This window comes from Rhizobium sp. SG741, from assembly GCF_012275435.1.
In the GTDB taxonomy this organism is placed as follows: Bacteria; Pseudomonadota; Alphaproteobacteria; order Rhizobiales; family Rhizobiaceae; genus Rhizobium; species Rhizobium lusitanum.
On the sequence record NZ_JAAZQP010000018.1, the window covers coordinates 15,524 to 38,793 of the forward strand.

Genomic DNA, 23,270 nt, shown 5'->3' on the forward strand with positions numbered 1-23,270 from the left:
CGGGTCTCCCGGAATTATTTGATTGCGCCGGCGGCGATGCCGGCGATGAAGTGGCGCTGCAGGAGAACGAAGATGACGAGGATCGGCGCCGTCAGCATCACCGCGCCGGCCATGATGCCGCCCCAGGATACTCTGGTGAGGCCGATGAGCGTCCCGAGCGCCACGGGCGCGGTCATCATTCCAGGCCGGGAATTGATGAGCAGCGGCCAGAGGTAGTTGTTCCAGGAGGCCAGGAACAGGATAATGGCGAGCGCCGCCATCGTCGGTCTTGCGAGTGGCAGGGCGATGCGCAGAAAGATCTGCCATTCCTTGACACCCTCAACCCTGGCCGCATCAAACAGCTCGCCGGGCATCATCGAGAAGGCCTGGCGCATGAACAGCACGCCGAGCGAATTGAAGAGTGGCGGCACGATCAGCGCGACCCAAGAATTGGCCAGCCCGAAATCGCGCGCCACCATGATGAACTGTGGGATGACGACGACGGAGTAGGGAAGGGTGATCGTGCCGAGGATGATGCCGATGACGCCCGGACGGCCGGCGAACTGGTAGCGCGCCAGAGCCCATCCCGCCATCGAGGTCAGCATGACCGACAGGACCGTATAGACGATGGCAACGACGATGGAGATCGTCATAGCGCCGATGAAGTTGGTGTCGGCCTGGAGGTTGCGGACGTTGTCCATGAAACCTGTCGACGGTGTCAGGATGATACCGGGGCTGAAAATGCCGTAATCGGGCATGGTCGAGAAGACGAACATCATCCAGAGCGGAAACAGCCAGATGATGGCGAGCGGCGCCAGCAGGCCGTGCAAGGCGAGCGAGCGGATCAGAGTGGATTTGGACTTCGATTTCATTTAGCTTCGCGCCCCACCCAGAGATTGAGAAGAGAGATGACCACGGCGAGCGCCGCCATCGTGTAGGCAATCGCCGAGGCATAGCCGAAGTTGGTCGACTGGAAGGCCTGGCGATATAGCAACAGGCCGAGCGTCTCCGTCCCACCGCCGGGGCCACCCCTGTTGGTGATCAGATATGGTTCGGTGAAGAGCTGCATGGTGCCGATGACGGACAGGACCACGCAGAAGAGAATGATCGGTTTCAAGAGCGGCAGGGTGATGTGGATGAACTGCTGGAAGCGGCTGACACGGTCGAGCGTTGCAGCTTCATAGACATCCTCGGGGATCGATTGCAGCCCAGACAGGATGATAATGGCGTTGTATCCGGCCCAGCGCCAGGTGACGGCGATGATGATGAGGACCATGGCGGCGTGGGAGTCTGCAAACCACGACACCGGCGAAATGCCGACACCGCCGAGCAGCTTGTTGATGATGCCGAAATCGACGTTGAACATTAAGCGGAAGACGGCTGCATAGGCGACCTCGCCGACCACGACGGGTGCGAAGAAAGCGAAGCGGAAAATGCCGCGCGCCTTGAGCAGTGGTGAATTCAACAGCACCGCCATGACAGTGGCGAGCGTGATCATGACGGGTACCTGGACGATCAGGATGATAAGCGTGTTTTGAAGTGCGTTGTAGAAGGCCGGGTCGCCGAATAGTCGCCCCCAATTGAGCGGCAGGTTGAAAGTCCAAGGATTGACGCGGGTATTCTGGAACGAAATCAGGAACGAATCGATGATCGGCCACACCCAGAAGGCCGTAAACACCAGAAGATAGGGCGCAAGAAACGCATAGGCGCTCCGGTTCTGCAGCCGCATGAAAGCCTCCTCCTTTATGCGCAGTGAAATGATCCGTGACGACACATCCCCGCCGCCTCCAGGGCGGCGGGGATGCCGGGCGCGGCTTGGGATGCGCGCCCGGCTATGTCACTCATTTCGCGAGCGGCAGACCCGTCGCCGAGGCGATCTGCTGGGCCGCGTCGTCGAGCGCCGCCTTGCCGTTCGGATAGCCGCCGGCAAGGTACTTCGTCTGGACGGCCTTTATGATTTCGTCGGCGTCGCTGAAATACTGGGTGCCGGGATTCGGGCGGATCTTCGGCAGGGTGGCGAGGATATCGGTCCAGACCTTTTGCCCACCCCAATAGGGCTGCGGCTGGTTGACGAAGGGATCCTGAACCGCCGTCAGCAACGACGGCACGAGCCCGAAGGACTTCAGCATCGTGACCTGGCCCTCATTGGTGCCAAGCGTGTAGCTCAGATATTTCCAGGCGGCTTCCTTGTTCTTCGAGCTGTTGGCAATCGCCAGCGAAGAACCGCCGAGGTTGGCCGCATGCGGGCCGTCGGCCGTCATGCTCGGCATCGGATAGACGCCCCATTTGCCGGCGAGATCTGGCGACGTGGAGCGGATGGTGCCTTCGTACCAGCCGCCATAGAGCTGCGATGCCACCTTGCCGGCAGTGTTCGACTGGATTTTCTCGTTCCAGTTTGCAGCGCTCAGCAGGCCCGCGTCCTTGATTTCCTTCACCTTGTCCAGCGCCTTGACGCAGGCGGGCTGGTTGACGGTGATGCTCTGGCTGTCATCCGAGAAGTAGCCGCAGCCCTGTTCATTGGCGAGCATGCGGAACCATTCGGTGTCGCCGTTGAGATCGGCCTGCGCCATGATCACGCCCGGGTTTGCGGCAGAGATCTTTTTGCCGGCAGCGATGAAATCGTCCCAGGTCTTGATCGTTGCCGGATCGACGCCGGCCTTTTCGTAGAGATCGCGGCGATAGAACATGGTGACCGGGCCGGAATCCCATGGCATCGCATAGGCCGCATCGCCGACTTCGAGTTCGGCGCGCTTGAAATCCGGGAACTGCTTCTTGAGGTCGTCATTATAGCCGAGCTTCGTCAGGTCGGTCAGGCAGTCGGGGAAGCGGTTCCAGAAAATGGAAGCTTTGTGGTTTTCGATCGACATGACGTCGGGCAGGCCGTCGCCGCCGGCGGCGCAAGCGGCCAGCATCTTGTCGAAGACCTGTGGGTTGCCGATGTCCTGCACATCGACCTTGATATCCGGATATTTCTTATTGAAGCCTTCGATCGTGGATTTCAGCGCCGACGCGGCGATGTTCCAGCTCCAGACCGTAATGGTGGTTTGTTCCGCAAAGGCAGAACCGGAAGCGAGCAAGGTGGCAAGCACCGCCGCTCCAGCAAGTTTTAAACGCATTGAAAATCCTCCCTTTTCAATTGCTGTCCGCAAGCGAACGCGCTTAAACTAGCTCCCGGTACGCTTCTGTCTCCTAAAAAGGGAACATGGACTTGGCGAAAAGTAAGGTGGGCGATCGAGCGGTCTATCAGCCGGGCGCGAGCAGTGTCGAAGGGCTGCCAACGATCCTGCAGATGTTTTATTCCCATCCGCTGCCGATGGCGAAGCCGCATTGGCACGCGCAGGTGGAAGTGAACTACATCGTGCGCGGTACCGTACATTACCATATAGGCGATCATGAGCTTCATCTGAAGGCCGGCGAGATCTGCCTCTTCTGGGGCGGTCAGCCGCATCAGCTGGATGAACTGTCCGACGATGCGATCTATGCGGGCGCGCATCTGCCGCTCGTGCATTTTTTCCGCATGCGGCTGCCGCTCGATATTTCCAGCCGGCTGATCCGCGGGCAGACGCTGATAAGCTCGGCAACCGATGCCGCCGATGACGAGAATTTCGCCAGATGGCACCGTTACGCCATGTCCGGCGATCGGACGAAGGCCGAACACGCCGTCGCCGAACTTCTCTTGCGTCTGGAGAGGATCGCCTTCGAGCCCTACCGCATGGTACCGGAGAAGCAGGAAAACCTGACGAACGAGCAGGTCCATCCGCAATCCTCGCGCAGCCTGGCGAGAATGTGCGATTTCATCGCCGCCAATTTCCTGCATGACATCGATACGGTCGATATTGCCAAGGCGGCGGATTTGCATCCGAAATATGCGATGAATCTCTTCAAGAAATCCACCGGCATGACCCTCGGTAAATATGTGAACCTGCTGCGTCTTTCTCGTGCCCAGGCGATGCTGATGCGCGACGGCGCCAATGTCCTGCAGGTTGCTATGGACAGCGGCTTCGGCTCGATAAGCGCCTTCAACAAATCCTTCCGCCACATTGCCGGCATGACGCCTTCCGATTTCCGCCGAGACATGCGCGTCCTCTCCGCGATGAATGTCGAAGCCATCAAGCCTTCGATGCGGCGGCCGGCCCCGCAATTCCATCGCTAGCGCCTCTTGCGATCGCGGGCGGTCTTGCGCATTGCTTGTGACCGGTTGAGGGAGGGAGAATCCCATGCGGCAGTTTTCTGCTTGTATCGAGTGGTTGTTCGCGCGCGAAGATGATGTCTTCGCCGACCGTATCCGGCTGGCGCATCGGGCCGGGCTGGATGCGGTCGAGTTCTGGCGCTGGACCAACAAGGATCTGGATGCGATCGCCGCCGCGGTCGCCGAGACCGGCATTGCGGTGTCCGGCCTGGTGGCCGAGCCGATGATCGCGCTGACGAATCCGGCAAACAAAGAGACGTGGCTTCAAGGCCTGCGGGAATCCGTCGTCGTGGCGCGACGTCTCGGCGCGCCGGTTCTCATTGCCCAGGCCGGCGACGATCTTCCCGAGTTTTCGCGCGCCGAGCAGCGGGCAGCCCTTGTGGCGGCCGTGAGTGCTGGCGCGGATATCCTTAAGGGTTCAGGCGTTCGGCTTGGTCTTGAGCCGCTCAACACGAAAATCGACCATCTCGGTTACTACCTGTCGTCGACTGCGGAAGGCCTCGACATCGTCGATGAGGTCGGCCGCGCCGAAATCGGCATCGTCTACGATCTCTATCATTCGGCCGTGATGGATGAGAAGACGGAGCATGTCGTCGGTGATCGCGTCGACCGGATCGTGCATGTCCATGTCGCAGATTATCGGGGCCGCAGCGATCCTGGCACGGGCCACATCGATCTGGTTGACCGGTTGGACTGGCTGTTTACACATGGTTATGGCGGCAGGGTGGGCCTGGAATACCGGCCGAAAACGAGCGACGCCGAGGCCGTTCGCGCTGTGGTGAAGTCGATCGGCGGCTAGGGCAATCCCAGGAAAAGTGAGCAGCGGCTTTCCGTCCGAAATTGCTTGAAAACAAACGGTCTAGACCGGCTCCAGCATGCCGAAGACCGCGACCAACCCGATGACAACAATGCCGATAACGATTTCGGCGATACTTCCAAGGCGAAGCGCCTGCAAGGCGCGGCTTGGGTTGCGGCCGATCCATGGCACGAAGACATAGCGATTGATGATCGCCAGCAGCGTCATGCCCGCGACCAGCGCGATCTTGATGGCAAGCAGCCTTTGATAGGGCGAGGACCAGTCGGTCGGCAGGCGTTTCAGGACCATGATGGCATTGAGGACGCCGGAGAGGATGACGAGCGCCACCGCCCAGTGTCCCGCATGCGAGAAGCGGCGCAGCGCCAGTTGCGCGTCCGCCCTGCATTCCGGACGGCTCAGAAGCCGGAGAATGGAGATCAGCGGCAAGAGCGCGCCCAGCCAGCCGCCGCCGGTCAGGACATGGAGGATGTCGTTGGCGCGGTGCGCATAGCGCAGCCAGCCTTCAAGCATCGATGCATGTCCGGTCAAGGCAAGCGCGGCAAGGCCGAGGCCCGACCCCAGCGCGACCCCACGGCGGCGCCAGCCCTCGGGCGACAGGAAGACCAAAAGCAGAATGGTCGCCGCAAGCACCTGCGCCTGCCACGCTCGGCCAACCGTGGTATCGAACAGGACGTCATGGACCGTGCCGGCATCGAGTGCGTCGCTCCAGCCGTTGCCGATGGCGGCGGTCGCAGCGGGCAGCCAAAGCAGCGCCGTCAGGGCCGCGATCGCCGCAAGGAGGACGAAAGGGATCGCAAGGATGCGCCAGACCCGATCGGCGAGCGCCTTCGGCACCAGAAGAGACAGATAAACACAGGCACCCCACAGCAGCATCAGCGATGCGTCGTGAAAAAAGCGGCAGAGTTCGAGCGCTGTCGTCGGATTCATCAGGGCTTCACGGTAAAGTTACAGGCACTATTGATGATAGGCCTTCGGTCGGGGCTGGCTTCGTTTTTCGTTATTGTATGGCAAACGCGCAGCTATCGTGCCAACAAAGCAGGGACGCCGGGCTCGCCACGCTCCAGCGAGCAAATAGTCTCCCGTTGAGTTGTCAAGCGCGATAGGATTCCGGATACGCCCTGTCAACTTTCTCCATGCATAAAGGCGGCATTCGGGACGCTTTGCCGCAAGGCAGGCTGGTGTCGACGGCAAATGCCGGTCGAAACATCCGGCGAGAGCGCTGATTCCTGCTTTTCGGCAAAGAATCGTCGCTTTTGAGTCCTTTCTGCAAAGGTTGTTAAGGCGTTCCGGGGTGTACGCTCGAAAGGGAGTTTCATGTCGGCAGCTAGGACACGTGAAAAAATGGCTCATGGCTTCGGCCGTCACCGGCATCGCGAGCGGCTCGAGAATCTCGACATGCCCACCTACGTCATCGGCGACGTACATGGCCGGTACGATCTCTTGAGCTTGCTGGAGCGCAAGATCGTCGCTGATGCTGCCGGGCTGCCAGGGCGCAAGCTCATCATTATGCTGGGGGACTATATCGATCGCGGTCCGGCCTCGGCGCAGGTCGTCGGCCGGCTCATGGCGCCGCCGCCGAATGGCTTCGACCGCATCTGCCTGACGGGCAACCATGAAATGGAAATGCTCGCCTATATCGATGGCGAGATATCGCTGGATGATTGGGTGGCGCTCGGTGGTGCCGCCACTCTCAACTCCTACGGGGTGGATATCCCGACATTGCGGGAGCAATATCCGAGCCAGAAAAAACTCGACACATTCATCCGAACCTGGCTTCCCGACGATCACATCAATTTCCTGCGCCGGTTGCCGATCCTGCTGGATACGCCGCAGGCTTTGTTCGTCCATGCGGGTATCGATCCGGACCGGCCGATTTCCGATCAGCAGGAAGCTGACCTCGTGTTCATCCGTTCGCGTTTTTACGACAGTGCGCAGCCGCTGCCGAAGCTGATCGTGCACGGTCACACGCCGGTCAAACGGGCCGAAGCCCGCGGGCTCCGGCTCAATCTCGACACCGGCGCTTTTCACACCGGGCGGTTGACGGCGGCCCGGCTATGGCAGGGCCGCATCCACATTACCTCCACTTGATTTGCCGGCTTACAGATTGCCGATGCAGAGGTACTTCATTTCGAGATAGTCGTCTGCGCCGTGGCGCGAGCCTTCGCGGCCGAGGCCGGATTGCTTGATGCCGCCGAAAGGCGCCGTCTCTGAAGACATCAGGCCGGTGTTGATGCCGACCATGCCGTATTCCAGCGCCTCGGCAACCCGCCAGACCTTCTTCAGATCGCCGGCGAAGAAATAGGCGGCAAGGCCGAATTCCGTGTCGTTTGCCTGCGCGATCACGTCTTCGACCGTCTCGAACCGGAAGAGCGGCGCGACAGGGCCGAATGTCTCCTCGCGGGCGACCTTCATCGTCCGGTCGATGCCGGTCAGAATGGTCGGCGCGAAGAAGGTGCCGGCCCCTTCGATGCGCTTGCCGCCGAGGAGGACCCGTGCGCCCTTCGATACTGCGTCCTGAACATGGTCTTCGGCCTTGGCGACGCCCTGTTCGTCGATCAGCGGCCCGATGGTCACGCCCGGCTTGAAGCCGTCTCCGACCGAAAGCTCTGACACCTTGGCGGCGAGCTTGGCCGCGAAGGCATCATAGACGCTGGATTGCACATAGATCCGGTTGGCGCAGACGCAGGTCTGGCCGGCATTGCGGTACTTCGAAGCCAGCGCCCCTTCGATGGCGGCGTCGAGATCGGCATCGTCGAAGACGATGAACGGCGCGTTGCCGCCGAGCTCGAGGCTGACCTTCTTGATCTGGTCTGAGCACTGGCGCATCAGGATGCGGCCGACCTCTGTCGAGCCGGTGAAGCTGATCTTGCGCACCTTGGCATTGCCGCAGAGCTCACGGCCGATCGCCGGCCCATCGATGCCGACGATGATGTTGAGAACGCCGGCCGGAATACCAGCCTCTTCGGCAAGCACGGCAAGCGCAATCGCCGTCATCGGCGTCTGTTCGGCAGGCTTGGAGACAACCGTGCAGCCGACTGCAAGCGCCGGCGCAATCTTGCGGGCGATCATCGCAGCCGGGAAATTCCAGGGCGTAATCGTGCCGACGACTCCCACCGGTTGCTTGATGACGACCATGCGCTTGTCGTTGGACGGCGCGGGTATGGTTTCGCCGTAGATGCGCTTGGCCTCTTCCGCATACCATTCGACATAGGACGCGGCGTAGAGGATTTCACCCTTTGCCTCCGGCAGCGGCTTGCCCATCTCGGCCGTCAGAATCGCCGCCAGTTCATCGGCATTGGCGATCATCAGATCGAACCACCTGCGCAGGAGGACGGCGCGTTCCTTGGCAGGGCGGGCAGCCCAGGCGACTTGGGCGATGTAGGCAGCGTCGATCGCCGCCGTCGTCTCGGCGGCACCCATGTCGGGGAGCGTCGCGAGCACTTCGCCGGTGGCGGGATTGATGACATCGAAGGTCTTGGTCGCGCCGCCTGCCGTCCAGACGCCGTTGATATAGCCGGTGTCGCGCAGGAGCCGCGAGGAGAAGGGGACATGCTTGGTCATTGCGGTCGTAAACGACATGATATGCACTCCGACAGGTTTTCGCCCGGCAGGCCGCGCGGGCGGATCATAGAGAAAACGCGGAAGGGCGGCGGTTAGCGCGCGGCACTCGCCTCGATCATGGAGGCTTCGAGAATGTCGAGCGCCTCGCTGAACACGCCGTCCTGGATGGTGATCGGCGACAGGAAGCGGATGACATTGCCGTAGACGCCGCAGGTCAGCAGGATCAGGCCCTTGTCGAGAGCGATCAACCGCACCTTGTTGGCGAAGTCGGCGCTGGGCAGCTTCGTTGTGACATCGTTGAATTCCACGGCATTCATGAAGCCGGGGCCGCGAATGTCGACGATCTCGGGCACCTTGTCGCGCAGCGATTCCAGCCGCTGCTTCAGCCGCGAGCCGAGCTGGTTGGCGCGATTGCAAAGATCCTCGTCGGCGATGACGTCGAGCACGGCATGGGCAGCGGCGATCCCAAGCGGATTGCCGCCATAGGTGCCGCCAAGGCCGCCTGGTTCCGGTGCATCCATCACTTCGGCGCGGCCGGTGACGGCGGCGAGCGGGAAGCCGCCGGCAAGGCTCTTTGCCATGGTGACGAGATCGGCGGCGACCTCATGATGATCCATCGCGAACATCTTGCCGGTGCGCGCAAAGCCGGTCTGCACCTCGTCGGCGATCAGGAGAATGCCGTGCTGGTCGCAAATTTCGCGCAGCGCCTTCATGAAGGCTGGCGGCGCCGGATAGAAGCCGCCTTCGCCCTGCACCGGCTCGAGGATGATGGCGGCCACGCGCCGCGGATCGACATCGGCTGCAAACAGCTTCTTCAGCGTCGCCAGCGATTGTTCGACGCTGACGCCATGCAGCGGCACGGGGAAGGGCGCATGGAAGACATCGCCCGGCATCGGGCCGAAGCCGATCTTGTAGGGCGCGACCTTGCCGGTCAGCGCCATGCCCATGAAGGTGCGGCCGTGGAAGCCGCCGCCAAAGGCGATGATGGCGGAGCGGCCAGTGGCGGCGCGGGCGATCTTCACGGCGTTTTCGACGGCTTCGGCGCCTGTCGTCACGAAGATCGTCTTCCTGGCGAAATCACCGGGAACGATCGCATTCAACCGTTCGGCCAGATGCACATAGCTTTCATAGGGCACGACCTGGTGGCAGGTGTGGGTGAAGCGGTCGAGCTGTTCCTTGACGGCGGCGATCACGCGGGGATGGCGATGGCCGGTATTCACCACGGCAATGCCGGAAGCGAAATCGATATAGCGATGTCCCTCCTTGTCCCAGATCTCGGAATTTTCGGCGCGGTCGGCATAGATTTGCGTCATCATGCCGACGCCGCGGGAAATGGCGGCATTCTTCCGCTCGGTCAGGGTCATCGCTGTGGCTCCAAGGAAGGCGGTTTCAAATTAGCTTGCAGAACTTCTGCAAGTTCTTTAGAAAATTCCTACATTTTTCCTGCAAGATTTCAAGTGGGATTTTGTGCGGATGACAAGAATGCGCGAAGGTTCACGTAAGCGCTTCTTCCATGCTAAGCAGATCAAAAGACTAGAGATCAGGGATGATTGGCAAATGAGCAGTATCGAGCCCGAGCGCTCCCCCGTGCGCTACAAGGTGGCGGAAGCGGCGCGTCTGGCGGGCGTGTCGGCTTCCACCCTGCGGCTATGGGAAAGCCAGGGCCTGGTCGTACCCTTTCGCTCGGTGACCGGGCACCGTCAGTACAGCGCCGAGGATGTGGCGCGGCTGAAGCGCATTTCCTGGTTCCGTGCCGAGCGCGGCCTCAACCCGGCGGCTATCCGCGAGGCGCTGGAAAACGAGGATGCTTCGGGACCTGCTGCCGACAATGGCGAACAGATGGCGCCTTCCGGCATCGGCCGCAAGCTGCGGGCGCTGCGCCATACGGCCGGCAGGACGCTGGAGCAGGTTGCCGCCGACATGGGAATAACGTCGTCGACGCTGTCGACGCTGGAGCGGACCTCGCAAGGCGTCAGCTTCAAGACCCTTCATGATCTCGCGGATTACTACGGCACGACGGTCTCGCGCCTGTCGGGCGAAGAACGCGAGGATGTTCCGGCCCTGATCAGGGCGGGCGAGTGGCGCACCTGGCCGGCGACGACGCCCGGCGTCACCGTCCAGCTTCTGGCCGAAGGAAAGACGATGATGGATTGCCATCGCTTCGTGCTGTCGCCGGGCGCGGCCAGCGAAGGCGCCTATCGTCACGAGGGGGAGGAGTTCATTCACGTCCTTGCCGGGCGTCTGGAGCTGGTGCTCGACAGCGATCAGTTCTTCGATCTTCTGCCTGGCGATTCGCTTTACTTCGAGAGCCGCCGCTATCACTCTTGGCGCAACCGCCATGATGGTGAGACCATATTGCTCTGGGTCAACACGCCGCCGACATTTTGAGCGGCGAGCGGTATCGTCATCCCCCTGTCTGTTCTATAGAACGGACGAAAAGCGAATTCAGAAGACAAAGCCGGGAGAATCTCATGGCTGCCACCATCCGTTACCACGAAGGTGATATTTCCGCTGACGATGCCGCCCGCTACACCGGCGCCATTGCCGTCGATACGGAGACCCTCGGCCTCATTCCGCGCCGCGACCGGCTTTGCGTCGTGCAGCTTTCGCCGGGCGATGGCACGGCCGATGTCATCCGCATCGCCGCCGGCCAGAAGCAGGCCCCCAATCTCGTCGCCATACTTGCCGATCCCGCCCGCCAGAAGATCTTTCACTATGGCCGCTTCGACATCGCCGTGTTGTTCCACACCTTCGGCGTCACCACCACGCCGGTGTTCTGCACCAAGATCGCCTCGCGCCTCTGCCGCACCTATACAGACCGTCATGGCCTGAAGGACAATCTCAAGGAAATGCTCGACGTCGATATTTCCAAGGCGCAGCAATCGTCCGACTGGGCTGCCGAAAGACTGTCGCCGGCGCAGCTCGAATATGCCGCCTCCGACGTGCTTTATCTCCACGCGCTGCGCGCCAAGCTGACGGAACGCCTGCTGCGCGACGGCCGCATGGACTATGCGGACGACTGCTTTGCCTTCCTTCCCACGCGCGCCAAGCTCGATCTCCTCGGCTGGGAAGAGGCGGATATTTTTGCGCATAGCTGATAGCTTTGCCTGAAGAGCGAAACTCTCAATGAAAGCCGGTGCTGCGAAAGTGGCACCAGCTTTTCTCTTTAGCGATCTGTTAAGGAACTGACTGCTATCATGTCGGTTGATTTGCTGCGTTCGACGGCGTTTTCCCGTTTCGCCCCCCGGTTACCTGGCGTTCGAACATCGACCGGCCGCATGAGCGGACCCTGATTGACCCTGCCCCCCGCTTCCATCGTCGCCTTGCCAGACAAAGGAGCATGTCATGTTGCTTCCCGTTGGTGCCGTGTCCGCCGTGGCTGCGCCTATTGAAAAGCCCGTCGTTGTGACGGCGGAGACTGCTGGCCTCCAGACAGCGGCAACACCGCTGGCCGTTCTATCGAGCGCGATCAATGCCAACGTCGAGGGCAAGCTGAACATGCTGCTGGTGGCGGCACGCGAGCGGATGTTCGATAGCCTGCTCTCCGCCATCGATGCTGCCGGCGCGGCGCTGAACGTTTCACGTGAACCGGGCGAGAGCGATGCCGCCTTCGCGCAGCGCATCGCCGCCACGATCCGCAGCCTGCCGCCGCAACAGCTCGCTGAAGCACAGCAGCGGCTGAACGCGCAGATAAGCACGCCGATCCCGTTGCCTCTGCTGGCCAAAGCGTTGGAGAACCCGGAAAGCCCGCAAGCGCTACAACTGGCTCTCAGCCTCGAGCCTGCGCCTTCCGCAGAACCCGACGCCGCGTTGAAGGCGGTCGTCAATTCCTACGGCCAGAATGCCGGAGAGCCGGAAAGCGTGGTAACGCAGATGCCGACGCCGGCCCTGACGCAGAAAGCAGCCGATATGGTAGCCCAGGCAGCATTGTTGACGGGCCCCGTGAAAGAAGCGGGGCCTTCTACGGCGCTGCCTGCGGCGGCTCAGCCTGTCGCACAGCCGGCCCAAGCGCTCCAAGAGGCACCGTCGCCGAGTGCTTCGGCTTCGCCCGTCCCCGCTGCCGCCGTTCAAGCGGCTCCGGCGCAAGCGATCGCACAAAGCGGATCGCCTCCGGCTCCGCAAGTAGCGCCTGGCGCCAACGTCGACGCCAATGCGACCTTGTTGTCTTCGCAACTTGCGTCCCTTGTCGATGATCTGACTGCGGGGCCATTGCTGGCGGCGATCGCTGCCGAGACCAAGCTGCCGACTGAAGTCGAGTTGATCAGATCGCCGCTTACGCCGCCGCCGGTGCCGCGCGACATCCAGCAGATTCAGGCCGATATCAAGCAGGGGCTGCAGGTTGTCATCAACCCGCCTGTGGCGGCAGCCAGTTCGGCCCTTCTGCAGATCATCGGCAATCCGGCGGCCTCGGTCGAACAGATCATAGCGCAGGCGCTGACCGCCAATGGGGCAGGGCAAATGTCGCCCCAGCCACAGCCGGCCGTCGATGAAAGTGGCAGAAGCCGCCTTGTTGCGGCGGGCTTTACGCCGACAGCGCTGGCAGCTGAACCGGAGGCGTCTGTTTCCGTTGCGTCACTTGCCGGAAAGCCCCAGCCTCAGACATCAGCTGCAGCAGCAACGGCAACGTTCGATGCGCCAGAGCAGATGGGAGTACTTGCCCCGATACCGCTGGGGGTTCCCTTCGTCGTTGCGAATTATCTGCCGGCGGCCACCCCCACCAAGGACGCCGAATCGAAACCGGTCGATCGCGTGGATCCTGTCGAAGACGAGGAAGACGAGGAAGGCGAAGAGGCCAGCGACGGCGATAAGGAGCAGCACGAGACCGAAGACGATTCACAGGCTCCGGAATCATCGCCGCAGGCGGCCGACGAGACCTCCGGCGATACGGAAGCGCAGCTCGTCTCTTCTCAGAATGCGGTTGTCGCGCCGGACCTGCCTGCCTTGCCGCAGCCCGCGCCGGCCGATCGCCCGCAGGATCATGCCTTCGATTTCTATCGCCGCATGGTGGAGTGGGAATAATCGGGAAGAGCGCATAGTACAGTCAAAGAAAAACCCGCCGGATCGCTCCGGCGGGTTTTTGTTTCGATAAGGCTTCAGCCGAAGATTATTCGGCGTTGCGGTTCTTCAGAGCCGCACCCAGGATGTCGCCGAGCGAAGCGCCCGAGTCGGACGAACCGAACTGAGCAACGGCTTCCTTCTCTTCCGCGATTTCCAGAGCCTTGATGGACAGCATGATCTTGCGGTCCTTCTTGGAGAAGTTGGTGACGCGGGCGTCGACAATCTGTCCAACCGAGAAACGCTCCGGACGCTGTTCGTCGCGGTCGCGCGACAGATCGGCGCGGCGGATGAACGAGGTGATGTCTTCGTGGCTGACGAGCTTCACTTCGATGCCGCCGTCGTTGACTGCGATGACTTCGCAGGAAACGACTGCATTCTTGCGCAGGTCGCCGGAAGCTGCTGCTTCGCCGACTGCGTCCTTGCCGAGCTGCTTGATGCCGAGCGAGATGCGTTCCTTGTCGACATCGACGTCGAGAACGACGGCCTTGACGACATCACCCTTGTTGAACTCCTCGATGACCTGTTCGCCCGGACGGTTCCAGTCGAGGTCGGAGAGGTGCACCATGCCGTCCACATCGCCGTCGAGGCCGATGAACAGGCCGAATTCGGTCTTGTTCTTGACTTCGCCTTCGACTTCGGTGCCGGCCGGATGGTTGCGGGCGAATGCAGCCCACGGATTTTCGAGCGTCTGCTTCAGGCCAAGCGAGATACGGCGCTTGGTCGGATCGACTTCGAGAACGACCACTTCGACTTCCTGGCTCGTGGACAGGATCTTGCCGGGATGAACGTTCTTCTTGGTCCAGGACATTTCCGAGATGTGGATCAGGCCTTCGATGCCCGGCTCCAGCTCGACGAACGCACCGTAGTCGGTGATATTCGTGACGGTACCGGAAATCTTCTTGCCTTCCGGATACTTGGCCTGGATGCCATCCCACGGATCGCTCTCGAGCTGCTTCATGCCGAGCGAGATACGGTGGGTTTCCTGGTTGATGCGGATGATCTGTACCTTGACCTGCTGGCCGATGGACAGGATTTCCGACGGATGGTTCACACGGCGCCAAGCCATGTCGGTGACGTGCAGCAGGCCGTCGATGCCGCCGAGGTCAACGAACGCACCGTAATCGGTGATGTTCTTGACGACGCCGTCAACAACCTGGCCTTCTTCGAGGTTCTGAACGATTTCAGAACGCTGCTCGGCACGGGACTCTTCCAGAACCGTACGGCGGGACACGACGATGTTGCCGCGGCGCTTGTCCATCTTGAGGATTTCGAAGGGCTGCGGGTTGTGCATCAGCGGGGTCACGTCGCGGATCGGACGGATGTCGACCTGCGAGCGCGGCAGGAAGGCGATAGCGCCGTCGAGATCGACGGTGAAGCCGCCCTTGACCTGGTTGAAGATGACGCCTTCAACGCGTTCGCCAGCTTCGAACTTGGCTTCGAGCTTGATCCAGCTTTCTTCGCGGCGAGCCTTTTCGCGCGAAAGAACGGCTTCGCCCAGCGCGTTTTCGATACGCTCGACGTAGACTTCGACTTCATCGCCAACCTTGAGCGTGCCGTCCTTGGCGCGCGCACCGAATTCCTTCAGTGCGATGCGGCCTTCGACCTTGAGGCCGACGTCGACAACGGCGACATCCTTCTCGATGCCGGTGACGATGCCCTTGGTGACATAGCCTTCGGCGAGATCGTTCTTGGCGAAGGATTCTTCGAGAAGGGCTGCGAAATCTTCGCGAGAGGGGGTAGTTACAGACATAAAATCTCCTGGCGTGTCCTTATTATGCATTTTTGGACACTGATGCGCCGGTGGTTCGTGTTGAACAGGCCTGACCCCAGTCCGCCTTCCCCTTGAGGGAAAGCTATCCGGCGCTTGGACGGAATGTCAGGCTTCATACAAATTGGCGACTCCGTGCGCTATAAGCACGCGACAGCCGCTCGCATTTTCAGGCATTTCGGCTCAGAGCGGTGTCGATGATCGACTTTGCCGTCTGAAACGCCGCTTCTATACTCATTTCTGAGGTATCAAGCAAGTACGCGTCTTCGGATGGCCGAAGCGGGCTGTCGGTGCGGCCCATGTCACGCTCGTCGCGGCGCTTCACATCCTCGAAAATGGCTGCGTAATCGGCGCGGCCGCCGGCCTCGACGATCTCGTCGTAGCGCCGCTTCGCCCTGACCTCGGCCGAGGCCGTGACATAGAATTTCACCGGCGCGTTCGGGCAGACGACGGTGCCGATGTCGCGACCGTCAAGCACGGTGCCGGGCTCCTTGCCGGCAAAGCTGCGCTGCGCTTCGACCAGAGCCCGACGCACGGCCGGCATGACGGCGATCTTCGATGCCGCTTCGCCGATCTCGTGTTGCGACAGGATGGCCCGGTCGAGCCCGGCGAGATCGACCTTGCGCGCCATGGCCTCGGCGACAGTCTCGTCATCGAGCGGCAGGCCGGCATCGAGCAGCGCTTTGGCGGTTGCGCGGTAGGTGAGGCCGGTATCCAGATGGTGGAAACCATAGGCGTCCGCGATCCGGCGCGCCAAGGTCCCCTTGCCGGCTGCCGCCGGCCCGTCGATGGCGATGATCATTCTTCTTTTGTCCCTACCCTTTATCCCGATGTTACTTGCTGTAGCGACGCACGAGATCGGCCATCTCGGCGGTGTCGGTGCGATCGATCGCGTCGAGGCCGTCCGCCACGCCCTGCCGGTCGGCCAGCGGCCGGTTCTGGCTGACCTTCCATTTGCCGTCAATCGTTTCGATATCGATCTCGATGCCGATAATGCCCTTCAACTGCGCTGCGACGAATTCCGGCGGCGCATCGTCGACCGCCCAGGGCTGCGAGCGGCTGTTCTCGTTCTCGTGCGTCAGCGCGCCGATCTGCGTGCGCAGCCAGGCGGGATCTTCGATTATTCGTGCGCTGCCGCGAACCTGGACGATGGCATAGTTCCAGGTCGGCACGACCTTGCCGGTTTCACGCTTCGTCGCATACCAGGACGGGGTGATATAGGTATCGGCGCCCTGGAAGACGACGAGCACCGGCGCGCCATCAGCGATTTCCCGCCACTGGCCGTTGGCCCTGGCGACATGGGCCTGCAGCGTGCCCTTCGGCGAAAGGCCCGTCTCGAGGTGGAACGGCACGGGATTGGCGATCAGGCCGCCGTCGCCCGCGGTGATCAGCAATCCGAGCGCGTGGGCGCGGATAAGATCGTGTTGCGTACCGAGATCGTCTTCGCGATGGTGGGGCGGCTGATACATGATTCCGGTCCGTTTGCTGTCGCCATCCTCCGGCGCTTCATGGTGCGCGGCTACGGATGCTGTTCGCGCGCGATCTAGCAGTCCTTGACTTCGATCGTCGCGCCCAATCTTGTCATCATATCAAGAAAATCCGGAAAACTGGTAGCGATCGTGCCGGAATCCTCGACCGTGACGAGGTGCCCGGCGGCAAGCCTCGTGACGAGGAGGCTCATGGCGATGCGATGATCGAGATGAGCCCCGCGGCTGCAACGGCCAGCACCGATCTTCGCCGGCGATTTTCCTTGCCACGCTGGTATTCCCTAGCATTATAGGACTGGCTGCGATCTCCCTGCGCCAGATGTCCTGCGGCTTGCACCGGCTCGTTAACATGGGCGCGCTGACCAGTCATCCCGCAACGCGCGAAAACCGCGTGCGAAGCGGCATGAAGTTTAGCTTTGACAGAGACGGCCGCAACGATTAAGGGGACCGGCTGATATTTCCCTTAAAACGCCGGTTTCCCCGGCATTGCCGGATTTTCATTCGGTCATTCATGAGGCTTTGACAGTGGCGAAAACGGAACTTGGAACAAAACGTACCGATCCGGACAATGGCAAGAAGTTCTACGACCTGAACCGGGACCCGGTCGTCTCGCCTTATACCGGCAAGTCCTGGCCCTTGTCCTACTTCGAGGAAACCTCCGCTTCGAAGGAAGTTCCCGAAGAAGAGGAAGTGGCCGAGGTCGATACCGAGAACACTGAAGTCGAACTCGTGTCTCTCGAGGATGCCGATGAGGCGGCGGCCGGCGACGATATTCCGGATATCGGCGATGACGATGTCGAAATCGGCGACGATGACGACGATACCTTCCTCGAAGCCGACGAAGATGAGGATGATGACGACATGAGCGACATCATCGGCGTCACCGGCGACGACGACGACGTCTGATCTGCGGACAAGACGGCCCGGCAAACAAGAAAAGTTCCCGGGCCGAAATTTTCGGCTTGCTATCTGTAAGAACCAGAAGTAATAAGCCGCCACCCCGACGGGCAAAGCGCTTCGAAGGGACCCAGGGCCGGTCAAACGGCACCACCTTGATGGGGCTATAGCTCAGCTGGGAGAGCGCTTGCATGGCATGCAAGAGGTCAGCGGTTCGATCCCGCTTAGCTCCACCAGCCTTCGCTCTGCGAGCTTCGGCTCGGCAAGCCGGTAGGCTTGATGTGCCGAAGGCGAGAAGGTAGCGAAGGCTGTCGCGCTGAAGCTGCGCAGCAACGCAAGCGGACTTTTTCCAGATATTGCGATCATGTGCTGGCCAAACATCGTCGATGATTCTGGCGTAATTGGCGATAACGCATGAGTTGCGTGCCCGTCTCAGTACACTATCATACCCTGCATGAAGTGCGTCTATATCCTCATAAGCCGCGACTTTCCTGACCACCACTACATCGGCGTGACCAGGGATCTCAAAGCTCGTCTGGCAAGCACAATGCGAGGGAAGTCCCGCATACCTCCAAATATGCGCCGTGGTCGATCAAAACCTACATTGCCTTCTCCGATGAATCGCAGGCTTATGGATTCGAAAAATATCTGAAATCGGGCTCAGGACGCGCTTTCGCGAAGAAAAGGCCGTAGCTCTCTTCTCGGCATCTAACCGACACCTCGATGGCACGGCGATCGAAATAGCCACATTGCAGTGCACAAAAATCTGCTAGGGAGAGAATGAATCGTTTCTGCCGACAAGCTTAAGGATGTGCCGTGTTCGTTTTTTCGAAACTTGTCTGGATCTTCGGTCAGCCGCTGTCGCTGGCGTTCTTTTTCGGCCTGCTGGCGTTGCTCGCCGCTCTCCTGCGCTGGCGCGCCGTCATGCTCGCCTCGTCGCTATTGTCGGTGCTGATCCTGTTCGTCGCGCTCTATACGACGGCGGGCGCCTATATCGTGCAAGGGCTGGAGGAGCGCTTTCCGCATGCTGCCGCCGATCCGGCTGACCTTAAATGCATGATCGTGCTCGGCGGCGCCACGCAGAACGAGGTGACGACGGCGCGTGGCGGCTATGAGCTCGATTCGGCAGGTGATCGCCTCGTCGAGGCGCTGCGGCTGGCACAGAAATATCCGCAGGCGCGGATCGTGGTCTCGGGTGGCGATGGTTCGATCGGCGGTAGCTACGAAGGCGATGCCGTCATCTCGGAGCGCTTCTTCACCGCGCTCGGCATACCCACAAATCGTCTCGTCGAGGACAGGACCTCGCGCACCACCTTCGAGAATGCCGTCAATACCAAGGAGCTGCTGGCGCAGAACGGGCTTTCGGGCTGCCTGCTCATCACCTCAGGCTTCCACATGCCGCGCTCGATGGGCATCTTCCGCAAGCAGGGCATCGATGTCGTGCCCTGGCCGGTGGACTATCGCAGCACCGGCAAGGAAACGCTCGGCCTCGATTTCACCCAGCCTTCGCTCAATGCGCAACTGCTGGCGACCGGCATGCGCGAATGGATCGGCCTCGTCGGCTATTATGCCGTCGGCCGCACATCGGCGTTTTATCCCGGACCGTGACCACGTGTCCGGACCGTATAATTACGTGCCCGCGCCCTGATGGCTATTTCTTCGAGATGGTGACGAATTTGACGCCGCGCACCCTGACGGTGATCTCGCAGGGGTCGCCGCCGGTGCGGTCGCAGAAGTGCGGGTGCATCTTCATGACCAGCACCATGTTGCCGAAGCGCTGGATGAAATCGTAGCCGTAGATCTGCGCCGTGGCGATCATCAGGTAGCCGCCTTCGGCCACATGGACGTAGAAATTGTAGGGGCAGCCTTCATCCGTGCAATAGGGGCCCTTTTCGCCCTTGCAGGTGATCTCGCCTTCGTTGATGACGATATCGGTTAGCGTGTCGTTGTTGATATCCTGCTCGGTGGCGAAATGATCGCCGAAGCTCACCTGGCCGTCGCAGGTCTTGGTGAAGTGCTCCTTCTCGAACGCCACTGGATCCTGAAGAATCGACTGCTGCGCCAGCGCCGTAGCGGGCATGATCACGAATGTGATGAGATTGAGGATCACGATCAGCAGGGATTTCACGGGAAATTTCCTCTTCGAAGCGCCGTCGCGGCCACGTTGGTCGCCGTAACCGCTGCGACATCTTTACACGCGCCTGCTTGCGCGGCCCTTGCCGTCGTGATTCATTTCATGAAAATCGCCGCCGGCGTCCTGTTGGAGTTCCCGATGTCGCTTCTCTCGTTTCTCGATTACGCCGGCGTCGCCCTTTTCGCTGCCACCGGCGCGCTGTCTGCCTCGCGCAAGCAGCTCGATCTGATCGGTTTTCTGTTTTTTGCGGCGGTCACCGGCATCGGCGGCGGCACGCTCAGGGATATCATCCTCGGCCGGGTGCCGGTCTTCTGGGTGCTGAACCCGACCTATATCATCATCTGCGCCATCGTCGGCGTGCTGTTCTTCTTCACCGCGCATCTGTTCGAATCGCGTTATCGGCTGCTCATCTGGCTCGATGCGGTGGGGCTGTCGGCCTATTGCGTGATGGGGGCGGCAAAGGGCATGGCGGCGACAGGCTCGCCCACGGTTGCCATCGTCACCGGCGCGCTGACGGCGACCTTCGGCGGCATTCTGCGTGATCTCTTGGCGAACGAGCCATCGGTGCTGCTGCGGCCGGAAATCTACGTGACGGCCGCGCTCGTCGGCGCCGGCGTCTTCACCGCAGCCAATTCAACGATGCTGCCGCTCTATGCGTCGGCCGGGCTCGGTGTTGCCGCGGCCTTCGCCGTGCGCGGCGGAGCGCTCTGGTTTGGCTGGACCTTCCCGACCTATCATCACAAGCCCGGCAGGCATCCCGACGATGTGATGTGAGACAGGGAGGCAATAGGAATTAGGCAATAGCAAAAGGCCGTGAAACAATTCCACTGCCTACTGCCTACTGCCTACTGCCTACTGCCTACTGCCTCTTATCGCTGCTTGCGGCGCAGGCGGATCACGACGTCGACATGGGCGATTTCCATGCCATTCGGCGGCTCCGGCAGGTTGCCGATCGTCAGATTGCTGATCGGAATATCCAGCACTTCGTTGTGGCCTTCAACGAAGAAGTGATGATGATCGGAGACGTTGGTGTCGAAATAGGTCTTAGTGCTCTCGACGGCGAGCACGCGGATCATGCCGGCTTCGGTGAATTGATGCAGCGTGTTGTAGACGGTCGCGAGAGAGACGGGCACACCGGCGGCCACTGCTTCCTCGTGAAGCTCCTCGACCGTCAGATGCCGGTCGCCCTTGGCGAAAAGGAGATCACCCAGCGCGATCCGCTGCCGGGTCGGTCTCAAGCCGACATTGCGCAGCCTGGTCTCGATCGCGATTTCGGCCTCTTCCGCCATTCAGGGACTCCGGATTCCAGATTTCTATTATTCTTCACTAAGCCATATAACTTTTGCCTTGATCGCTTTCAATAGTTTCGATGGGGTGGGAAGGTGCTCAAAAGCCGGAAAAATCGGGCTTTTGCCGCATTTGCCACTGGTCGCAGCTCTGGCGTTCCTGTATGCGACCACCACATAAGGGCTAGCGGGTTCGATTGGATGGTGGAGTGAGAGTGTGATGGTTGCGCTTCATTTTCTGTCGATCTTGCACTAAAGCTTCACATCCATCGGCATTCATGCGGGGGAAACGGAATTTTTATGACGACGAGACAATCCAGCTTCAACTACGAGGAAATCCTGGCCTGCGGCCGCGGCGAACTGTTTGGCCCCGGCAACGCACAGCTTCCCCTGCCACCGATGCTGATGGTCCATCGCATTACAGATATTTCCGAAACCGGTGGCACCTTCGATAAGGGCTATATTCGCGCCGAATACGACGTGCGTCCCGACGACTGGTACTTCCCCTGTCATTTTGCCGGCAATCCGATCATGCCGGGCTGCCTTGGCCTGGACGGCATGTGGCAGCTGACCGGCTTTTTCCTCGGTTGGCTCGGTGAACCCGGCCGCGGCATGGCACTTTCGACCGGCGAAGTGAAGTTCAAGGGCATGGTTCGTCCGGAGACGAAACTCCTCGAATACGGCATCGACTTCAAGCGCGTCATGCGCGGCCGCCTCGTTCTCGGCACTGCCGATGGCTGGCTGAAGGCCGACGGCGAAACCATCTATCAGGCGTCAGACCTGCGTGTAGGCCTGTCAAAGGACAAGGTTGCCTGAACTGCGGCGTTGCCGCCTCCACAAAGACAGACTGTTTAAGAAAAGGTCATCGACATGAGACGGGTAGTTGTTACGGGTCTGGGTATTGTCTCTTCGATTGGAAACGATGCTCAAGAAGTGACCGCCTCGCTGCGCGAAGCCAAGTCCGGCATTTCTTTCTCCCCCGATTTCGCCGAGCACGGCTTCAAGTGCCAGGTCTGGGGTGCGCCGAAGATCGATACGACCGAACTGGTCGATCGCCGCGCCATGCGCTTCCTGTCGCAGGGCGGCGCGTGGAACCATGTCGCGATGAAGCAGGCGATCGCCGACAGCGGCCTCGAGGAAGGTGATATCACCAACGAGCGCACCGGCATCATCATGGGCTCCGGCGGCCCGTCGACCCGCACGCTGATCGAAGCCGCCGACATTACCCGCAAGAACAACAGCCCGAAGCGCATCGGTCCTTTCGCCGTGCCGAAGTCGATGTCGTCGACGGCATCGGCGACGCTCGCGACCTGGTTCAAGATCCACGGCGTCAACTATTCCATCTCGTCTGCCTGCTCGACCTCGGCGCATTGCATCGGCAATGCGACGGAGATGATCCAGTGGGGCAAGCAGGACGTGATGTTCGCCGGCGGTCACGAAGATCTCGACTGGACCATGTCGAACCTCTTCGACGCCATGGGAGCCATGTCTTCCAAGTTCAACGAGGATCATCCGGAAACCGCCTCGCGCGCCTATGACGCCAACCGCGATGGCTTCGTCATCGCCGGTGGAGCCGGCGTGCTGGTTCTGGAAGAGCTGGAACACGCCAAGGCACGCGGCGCCAAGATCTACGCTGAAGTCGTTGGCTACGGGGCCACCTCGGACGGCTACGACATGGTCGCACCTTCGGGCGAGGGCGCGGTACGCTGCATGCGCCAGGCAATGGCCACGGTGAAGGGCGATATCGACTACGTCAACACCCACGGCACCTCGACGCCGGTGGGCGATAGCAAGGAAATCGGCGCCATTCGCGAAGTGTTCGGCGACAAGATCCCGCCGATCCAGTCGACCAAGTCGTTGACCGGCCATTCGCTCGGCGCGGCAGGTGTTCAGGAATCGATCTATTCGCTCCTGATGATGCAGGAGCGTTTCATCGGCGAAAGCGCCCATATCGCCGAACTCGATCCGGAATTTGCCGGCGTGCCGATCGTGCGCAAGCGCATCGATGATGCCAAGATCGACATCGCTCTTTCCAATTCCTTCGGCTTCGGCGGCACCAACGCCACGCTCGTATTCCAGCGCTACAACGGATAA

The 23,270-nt window shown here is 60.9% G+C and carries 22 protein-coding genes, 1 tRNA gene and 2 pseudogenes; 13 read left to right on the forward strand and 12 right to left on the reverse strand.

Annotated features, from left to right (window positions below; all coding sequences use genetic code 11):
* Nucleotides 1-14: 14 nt before the first annotated feature.
* The 3 genes from FHT29_RS31015 to FHT29_RS31025 all read right to left on the reverse strand — a co-directional run bounded on the left by FHT29_RS31015 (nucleotide 15) and on the right by FHT29_RS31025 (nucleotide 3,095).
* Nucleotides 15-851 (reverse strand): carbohydrate ABC transporter permease, encoded by an 837-nt coding sequence (locus FHT29_RS31015; RefSeq protein ID WP_037199321.1) that lies wholly within the window; start codon nucleotides 849-851, stop codon nucleotides 15-17.
* Nucleotides 848-1,708 carry a sugar ABC transporter permease gene (locus FHT29_RS31020; protein ID WP_037199318.1) on the reverse strand — a complete coding sequence of 287 codons (861 nt, stop codon included), beginning with the start codon at nucleotides 1,706-1,708 and terminating at the stop codon, nucleotides 848-850. The genes FHT29_RS31015 and FHT29_RS31020 overlap by 4 nt, the downstream gene beginning before the upstream one ends.
* 112 nt (nucleotides 1,709-1,820) lie before the next feature.
* Nucleotides 1,821-3,095 carry a sugar ABC transporter substrate-binding protein gene (locus FHT29_RS31025; RefSeq protein ID WP_037199316.1) on the reverse strand — a complete coding sequence of 425 codons (1,275 nt, stop codon included), beginning with the start codon at nucleotides 3,093-3,095 and terminating at the stop codon, nucleotides 1,821-1,823.
* An 86-nt stretch (nucleotides 3,096-3,181) separates the two neighbouring features.
* Here FHT29_RS31025 and FHT29_RS31030 point away from each other — a divergent pair, with 86 nt between their 5' ends.
* Nucleotides 3,182-4,132 carry a helix-turn-helix domain-containing protein gene (locus FHT29_RS31030; protein ID WP_051964037.1) on the forward strand — a complete coding sequence of 317 codons (951 nt, stop codon included), beginning with the start codon at nucleotides 3,182-3,184 and terminating at the stop codon, nucleotides 4,130-4,132.
* 64 nt (nucleotides 4,133-4,196) lie between these two features.
* Nucleotides 4,197-4,967 (forward strand): TIM barrel protein, encoded by a 771-nt coding sequence (locus FHT29_RS31035; protein WP_047561174.1) that lies wholly within the window; start codon nucleotides 4,197-4,199, stop codon nucleotides 4,965-4,967.
* A 60-nt stretch (nucleotides 4,968-5,027) separates the two neighbouring features.
* On the opposite strand, the gene copD is transcribed toward FHT29_RS31035, so the two are convergent.
* Nucleotides 5,028-5,912 (reverse strand): copper homeostasis membrane protein CopD, encoded by an 885-nt coding sequence (copD, locus tag FHT29_RS31040; protein ID WP_047561172.1) that lies wholly within the window; start codon nucleotides 5,910-5,912, stop codon nucleotides 5,028-5,030.
* Nucleotides 5,913-6,326: 414 nt separating this feature from the next.
* On the opposite strand from copD, the gene FHT29_RS31045 reads away from it, so the two are divergent.
* A complete protein-coding gene (locus tag FHT29_RS31045; protein WP_037199308.1) occupies nucleotides 6,327-7,073 on the forward strand; it encodes a metallophosphoesterase in 747 nt (248 codons plus the stop codon).
* 9 nt (nucleotides 7,074-7,082) lie between these two features.
* Here FHT29_RS31045 and FHT29_RS31050 read toward each other — a convergent pair whose 3' ends face one another.
* Nucleotides 7,083-8,564 carry an NAD-dependent succinate-semialdehyde dehydrogenase gene (locus tag FHT29_RS31050; protein ID WP_047561170.1) on the reverse strand — a complete coding sequence of 494 codons (1,482 nt, stop codon included), beginning with the start codon at nucleotides 8,562-8,564 and terminating at the stop codon, nucleotides 7,083-7,085.
* A gap of 74 nt (nucleotides 8,565-8,638) precedes the next feature.
* The gene (locus tag FHT29_RS31055; RefSeq protein WP_037199305.1) at nucleotides 8,639-9,910 is read right to left on the reverse strand and encodes a 4-aminobutyrate--2-oxoglutarate transaminase; all 1,272 of its coding nucleotides are present in this window, start codon (nucleotides 9,908-9,910) and stop codon (nucleotides 8,639-8,641) included.
* A 193-nt stretch (nucleotides 9,911-10,103) separates the two neighbouring features.
* Here FHT29_RS31055 and FHT29_RS31060 point away from each other — a divergent pair, with 193 nt between their 5' ends.
* From FHT29_RS31060 to FHT29_RS31070, 3 genes are all read left to right on the forward strand, one after another.
* Nucleotides 10,104-10,934: a MerR family transcriptional regulator gene (locus FHT29_RS31060; protein ID WP_047561196.1), complete on the forward strand. Its 831-nt coding sequence runs from the start codon at nucleotides 10,104-10,106 to the stop codon at nucleotides 10,932-10,934.
* Nucleotides 10,935-11,017: 83 nt separating this feature from the next.
* A complete protein-coding gene (locus FHT29_RS31065) occupies nucleotides 11,018-11,644 on the forward strand; it encodes a ribonuclease D (RefSeq protein ID WP_047561168.1) in 627 nt (208 codons plus the stop codon).
* A gap of 247 nt (nucleotides 11,645-11,891) precedes the next feature.
* Nucleotides 11,892-13,565 (forward strand): hypothetical protein, encoded by a 1,674-nt coding sequence (locus tag FHT29_RS31070; protein ID WP_047561165.1) that lies wholly within the window; start codon nucleotides 11,892-11,894, stop codon nucleotides 13,563-13,565.
* Between the two features lie 85 nt (nucleotides 13,566-13,650).
* Here FHT29_RS31070 and rpsA read toward each other — a convergent pair whose 3' ends face one another.
* The 4 genes and pseudogenes from rpsA to FHT29_RS31090 all read right to left on the reverse strand — a co-directional run.
* Nucleotides 13,651-15,354 carry a 30S ribosomal protein S1 gene (gene rpsA / locus FHT29_RS31075; protein ID WP_037199299.1) on the reverse strand — a complete coding sequence of 568 codons (1,704 nt, stop codon included), beginning with the start codon at nucleotides 15,352-15,354 and terminating at the stop codon, nucleotides 13,651-13,653.
* A 187-nt stretch (nucleotides 15,355-15,541) separates the two neighbouring features.
* Nucleotides 15,542-16,174: a (d)CMP kinase gene (gene cmk, locus FHT29_RS31080; protein ID WP_037199297.1), complete on the reverse strand. Its 633-nt coding sequence runs from the start codon at nucleotides 16,172-16,174 to the stop codon at nucleotides 15,542-15,544.
* 31 nt (nucleotides 16,175-16,205) lie between these two features.
* On the reverse strand, nucleotides 16,206-16,841 hold the full coding sequence (locus FHT29_RS31085; protein WP_047561163.1) for an FMN-binding negative transcriptional regulator: 636 nt from the start codon (nucleotides 16,839-16,841) through the stop codon (nucleotides 16,206-16,208).
* Between the two features lie 74 nt (nucleotides 16,842-16,915).
* Nucleotides 16,916-17,074 (reverse strand): annotated as a pseudogene (locus tag FHT29_RS31090) (3-phosphoshikimate 1-carboxyvinyltransferase); the annotation flags it as partial.
* Between the two features lie 310 nt (nucleotides 17,075-17,384).
* On the opposite strand from FHT29_RS31090, the gene FHT29_RS31095 reads away from it, so the two are divergent.
* From FHT29_RS31095 to FHT29_RS31110, 4 genes and pseudogenes are all read left to right on the forward strand, one after another.
* Entirely contained in the window at nucleotides 17,385-17,765 is a 381-nt protein-coding gene (locus tag FHT29_RS31095) for a TIGR02300 family protein (RefSeq protein ID WP_034512763.1), read from the forward strand.
* Between the two features lie 151 nt (nucleotides 17,766-17,916).
* Nucleotides 17,917-17,992, forward strand: a tRNA-Ala gene (locus FHT29_RS31100).
* 218 nt (nucleotides 17,993-18,210) lie between these two features.
* Nucleotides 18,211-18,449, forward strand: a pseudogene (locus tag FHT29_RS34800) (GIY-YIG nuclease family protein).
* A 123-nt stretch (nucleotides 18,450-18,572) separates the two neighbouring features.
* Nucleotides 18,573-19,364 (forward strand): YdcF family protein, encoded by a 792-nt coding sequence (locus FHT29_RS31110; RefSeq protein WP_168600909.1) that lies wholly within the window; start codon nucleotides 18,573-18,575, stop codon nucleotides 19,362-19,364.
* Nucleotides 19,365-19,407: 43 nt separating this feature from the next.
* Here FHT29_RS31110 and FHT29_RS31115 read toward each other — a convergent pair whose 3' ends face one another.
* The gene (locus FHT29_RS31115) at nucleotides 19,408-19,884 is read right to left on the reverse strand and encodes a hypothetical protein (protein ID WP_092576521.1); all 477 of its coding nucleotides are present in this window, start codon (nucleotides 19,882-19,884) and stop codon (nucleotides 19,408-19,410) included.
* Nucleotides 19,885-20,028: 144 nt separating this feature from the next.
* Between FHT29_RS31115 and FHT29_RS31120 the strand changes: the two genes are divergently transcribed.
* On the forward strand, nucleotides 20,029-20,664 hold the full coding sequence (locus FHT29_RS31120) for a trimeric intracellular cation channel family protein (protein ID WP_037199358.1): 636 nt from the start codon (nucleotides 20,029-20,031) through the stop codon (nucleotides 20,662-20,664).
* A 95-nt stretch (nucleotides 20,665-20,759) separates the two neighbouring features.
* Here the strand turns inward: FHT29_RS31120 and irrA are convergent, their stop codons facing one another.
* On the reverse strand, nucleotides 20,760-21,179 hold the full coding sequence (gene irrA, locus FHT29_RS31125) for an iron response transcriptional regulator IrrA (RefSeq protein ID WP_037199290.1): 420 nt from the start codon (nucleotides 21,177-21,179) through the stop codon (nucleotides 20,760-20,762).
* Between the two features lie 297 nt (nucleotides 21,180-21,476).
* On the opposite strand from irrA, the gene fabA reads away from it, so the two are divergent.
* Both fabA and fabB read left to right on the forward strand, forming a co-directional pair.
* On the forward strand, nucleotides 21,477-21,992 hold the full coding sequence (gene fabA / locus FHT29_RS31130) for a 3-hydroxyacyl-[acyl-carrier-protein] dehydratase FabA (RefSeq protein ID WP_037199288.1): 516 nt from the start codon (nucleotides 21,477-21,479) through the stop codon (nucleotides 21,990-21,992).
* 54 nt (nucleotides 21,993-22,046) lie between these two features.
* Nucleotides 22,047-23,270, forward strand: a complete 1,224-nt coding sequence (fabB, locus tag FHT29_RS31135; protein ID WP_168600910.1) for a beta-ketoacyl-ACP synthase I — start codon at nucleotides 22,047-22,049, stop codon at nucleotides 23,268-23,270.

What these genes read in the sequence shown, in the direction of transcription:
- copD (WP_047561172.1), bottom strand. Translation starts at nt 5,912, where the DNA reads ATGAATCCGACGACAGCGCTCGAACTCTGCCGCTTTTTTCACGACGCA.
- FHT29_RS31035 (WP_047561174.1), top strand. Translation starts at nt 4,197, where the DNA reads ATGCGGCAGTTTTCTGCTTGTATCGAGTGGTTGTTCGCGCGCGAAGAT.
- fabB (WP_168600910.1), top strand. Translation starts at nt 22,047, where the DNA reads ATGAGACGGGTAGTTGTTACGGGTCTGGGTATTGTCTCTTCGATTGGA.
- FHT29_RS31015 (WP_037199321.1), bottom strand. Translation starts at nt 851, where the DNA reads ATGAAATCGAAGTCCAAATCCACTCTGATCCGCTCGCTCGCCTTGCAC.
- FHT29_RS31055 (WP_037199305.1), bottom strand. Translation starts at nt 9,910, where the DNA reads ATGACCCTGACCGAGCGGAAGAATGCCGCCATTTCCCGCGGCGTCGGC.
- FHT29_RS31045 (WP_037199308.1), top strand. Translation starts at nt 6,327, where the DNA reads ATGGCTCATGGCTTCGGCCGTCACCGGCATCGCGAGCGGCTCGAGAAT.
- FHT29_RS31050 (WP_047561170.1), bottom strand. Translation starts at nt 8,564, where the DNA reads ATGTCGTTTACGACCGCAATGACCAAGCATGTCCCCTTCTCCTCGCGG.
- rpsA (WP_037199299.1), bottom strand. Translation starts at nt 15,354, where the DNA reads ATGTCTGTAACTACCCCCTCTCGCGAAGATTTCGCAGCCCTTCTCGAA.
- FHT29_RS31065 (WP_047561168.1), top strand. Translation starts at nt 11,018, where the DNA reads ATGGCTGCCACCATCCGTTACCACGAAGGTGATATTTCCGCTGACGAT.
- FHT29_RS31085 (WP_047561163.1), bottom strand. Translation starts at nt 16,841, where the DNA reads ATGTATCAGCCGCCCCACCATCGCGAAGACGATCTCGGTACGCAACAC.
- FHT29_RS31120 (WP_037199358.1), top strand. Translation starts at nt 20,029, where the DNA reads ATGTCGCTTCTCTCGTTTCTCGATTACGCCGGCGTCGCCCTTTTCGCT.
- FHT29_RS31060 (WP_047561196.1), top strand. Translation starts at nt 10,104, where the DNA reads ATGAGCAGTATCGAGCCCGAGCGCTCCCCCGTGCGCTACAAGGTGGCG.
- cmk (WP_037199297.1), bottom strand. Translation starts at nt 16,174, where the DNA reads ATGATCATCGCCATCGACGGGCCGGCGGCAGCCGGCAAGGGGACCTTG.
- FHT29_RS31030 (WP_051964037.1), top strand. Translation starts at nt 3,182, where the DNA reads ATGGACTTGGCGAAAAGTAAGGTGGGCGATCGAGCGGTCTATCAGCCG.
- FHT29_RS31025 (WP_037199316.1), bottom strand. Translation starts at nt 3,095, where the DNA reads ATGCGTTTAAAACTTGCTGGAGCGGCGGTGCTTGCCACCTTGCTCGCT.
- irrA (WP_037199290.1), bottom strand. Translation starts at nt 21,179, where the DNA reads ATGGCGGAAGAGGCCGAAATCGCGATCGAGACCAGGCTGCGCAATGTC.
- FHT29_RS31070 (WP_047561165.1), top strand. Translation starts at nt 11,892, where the DNA reads ATGTTGCTTCCCGTTGGTGCCGTGTCCGCCGTGGCTGCGCCTATTGAA.
- fabA (WP_037199288.1), top strand. Translation starts at nt 21,477, where the DNA reads ATGACGACGAGACAATCCAGCTTCAACTACGAGGAAATCCTGGCCTGC.
- FHT29_RS31020 (WP_037199318.1), bottom strand. Translation starts at nt 1,708, where the DNA reads ATGCGGCTGCAGAACCGGAGCGCCTATGCGTTTCTTGCGCCCTATCTT.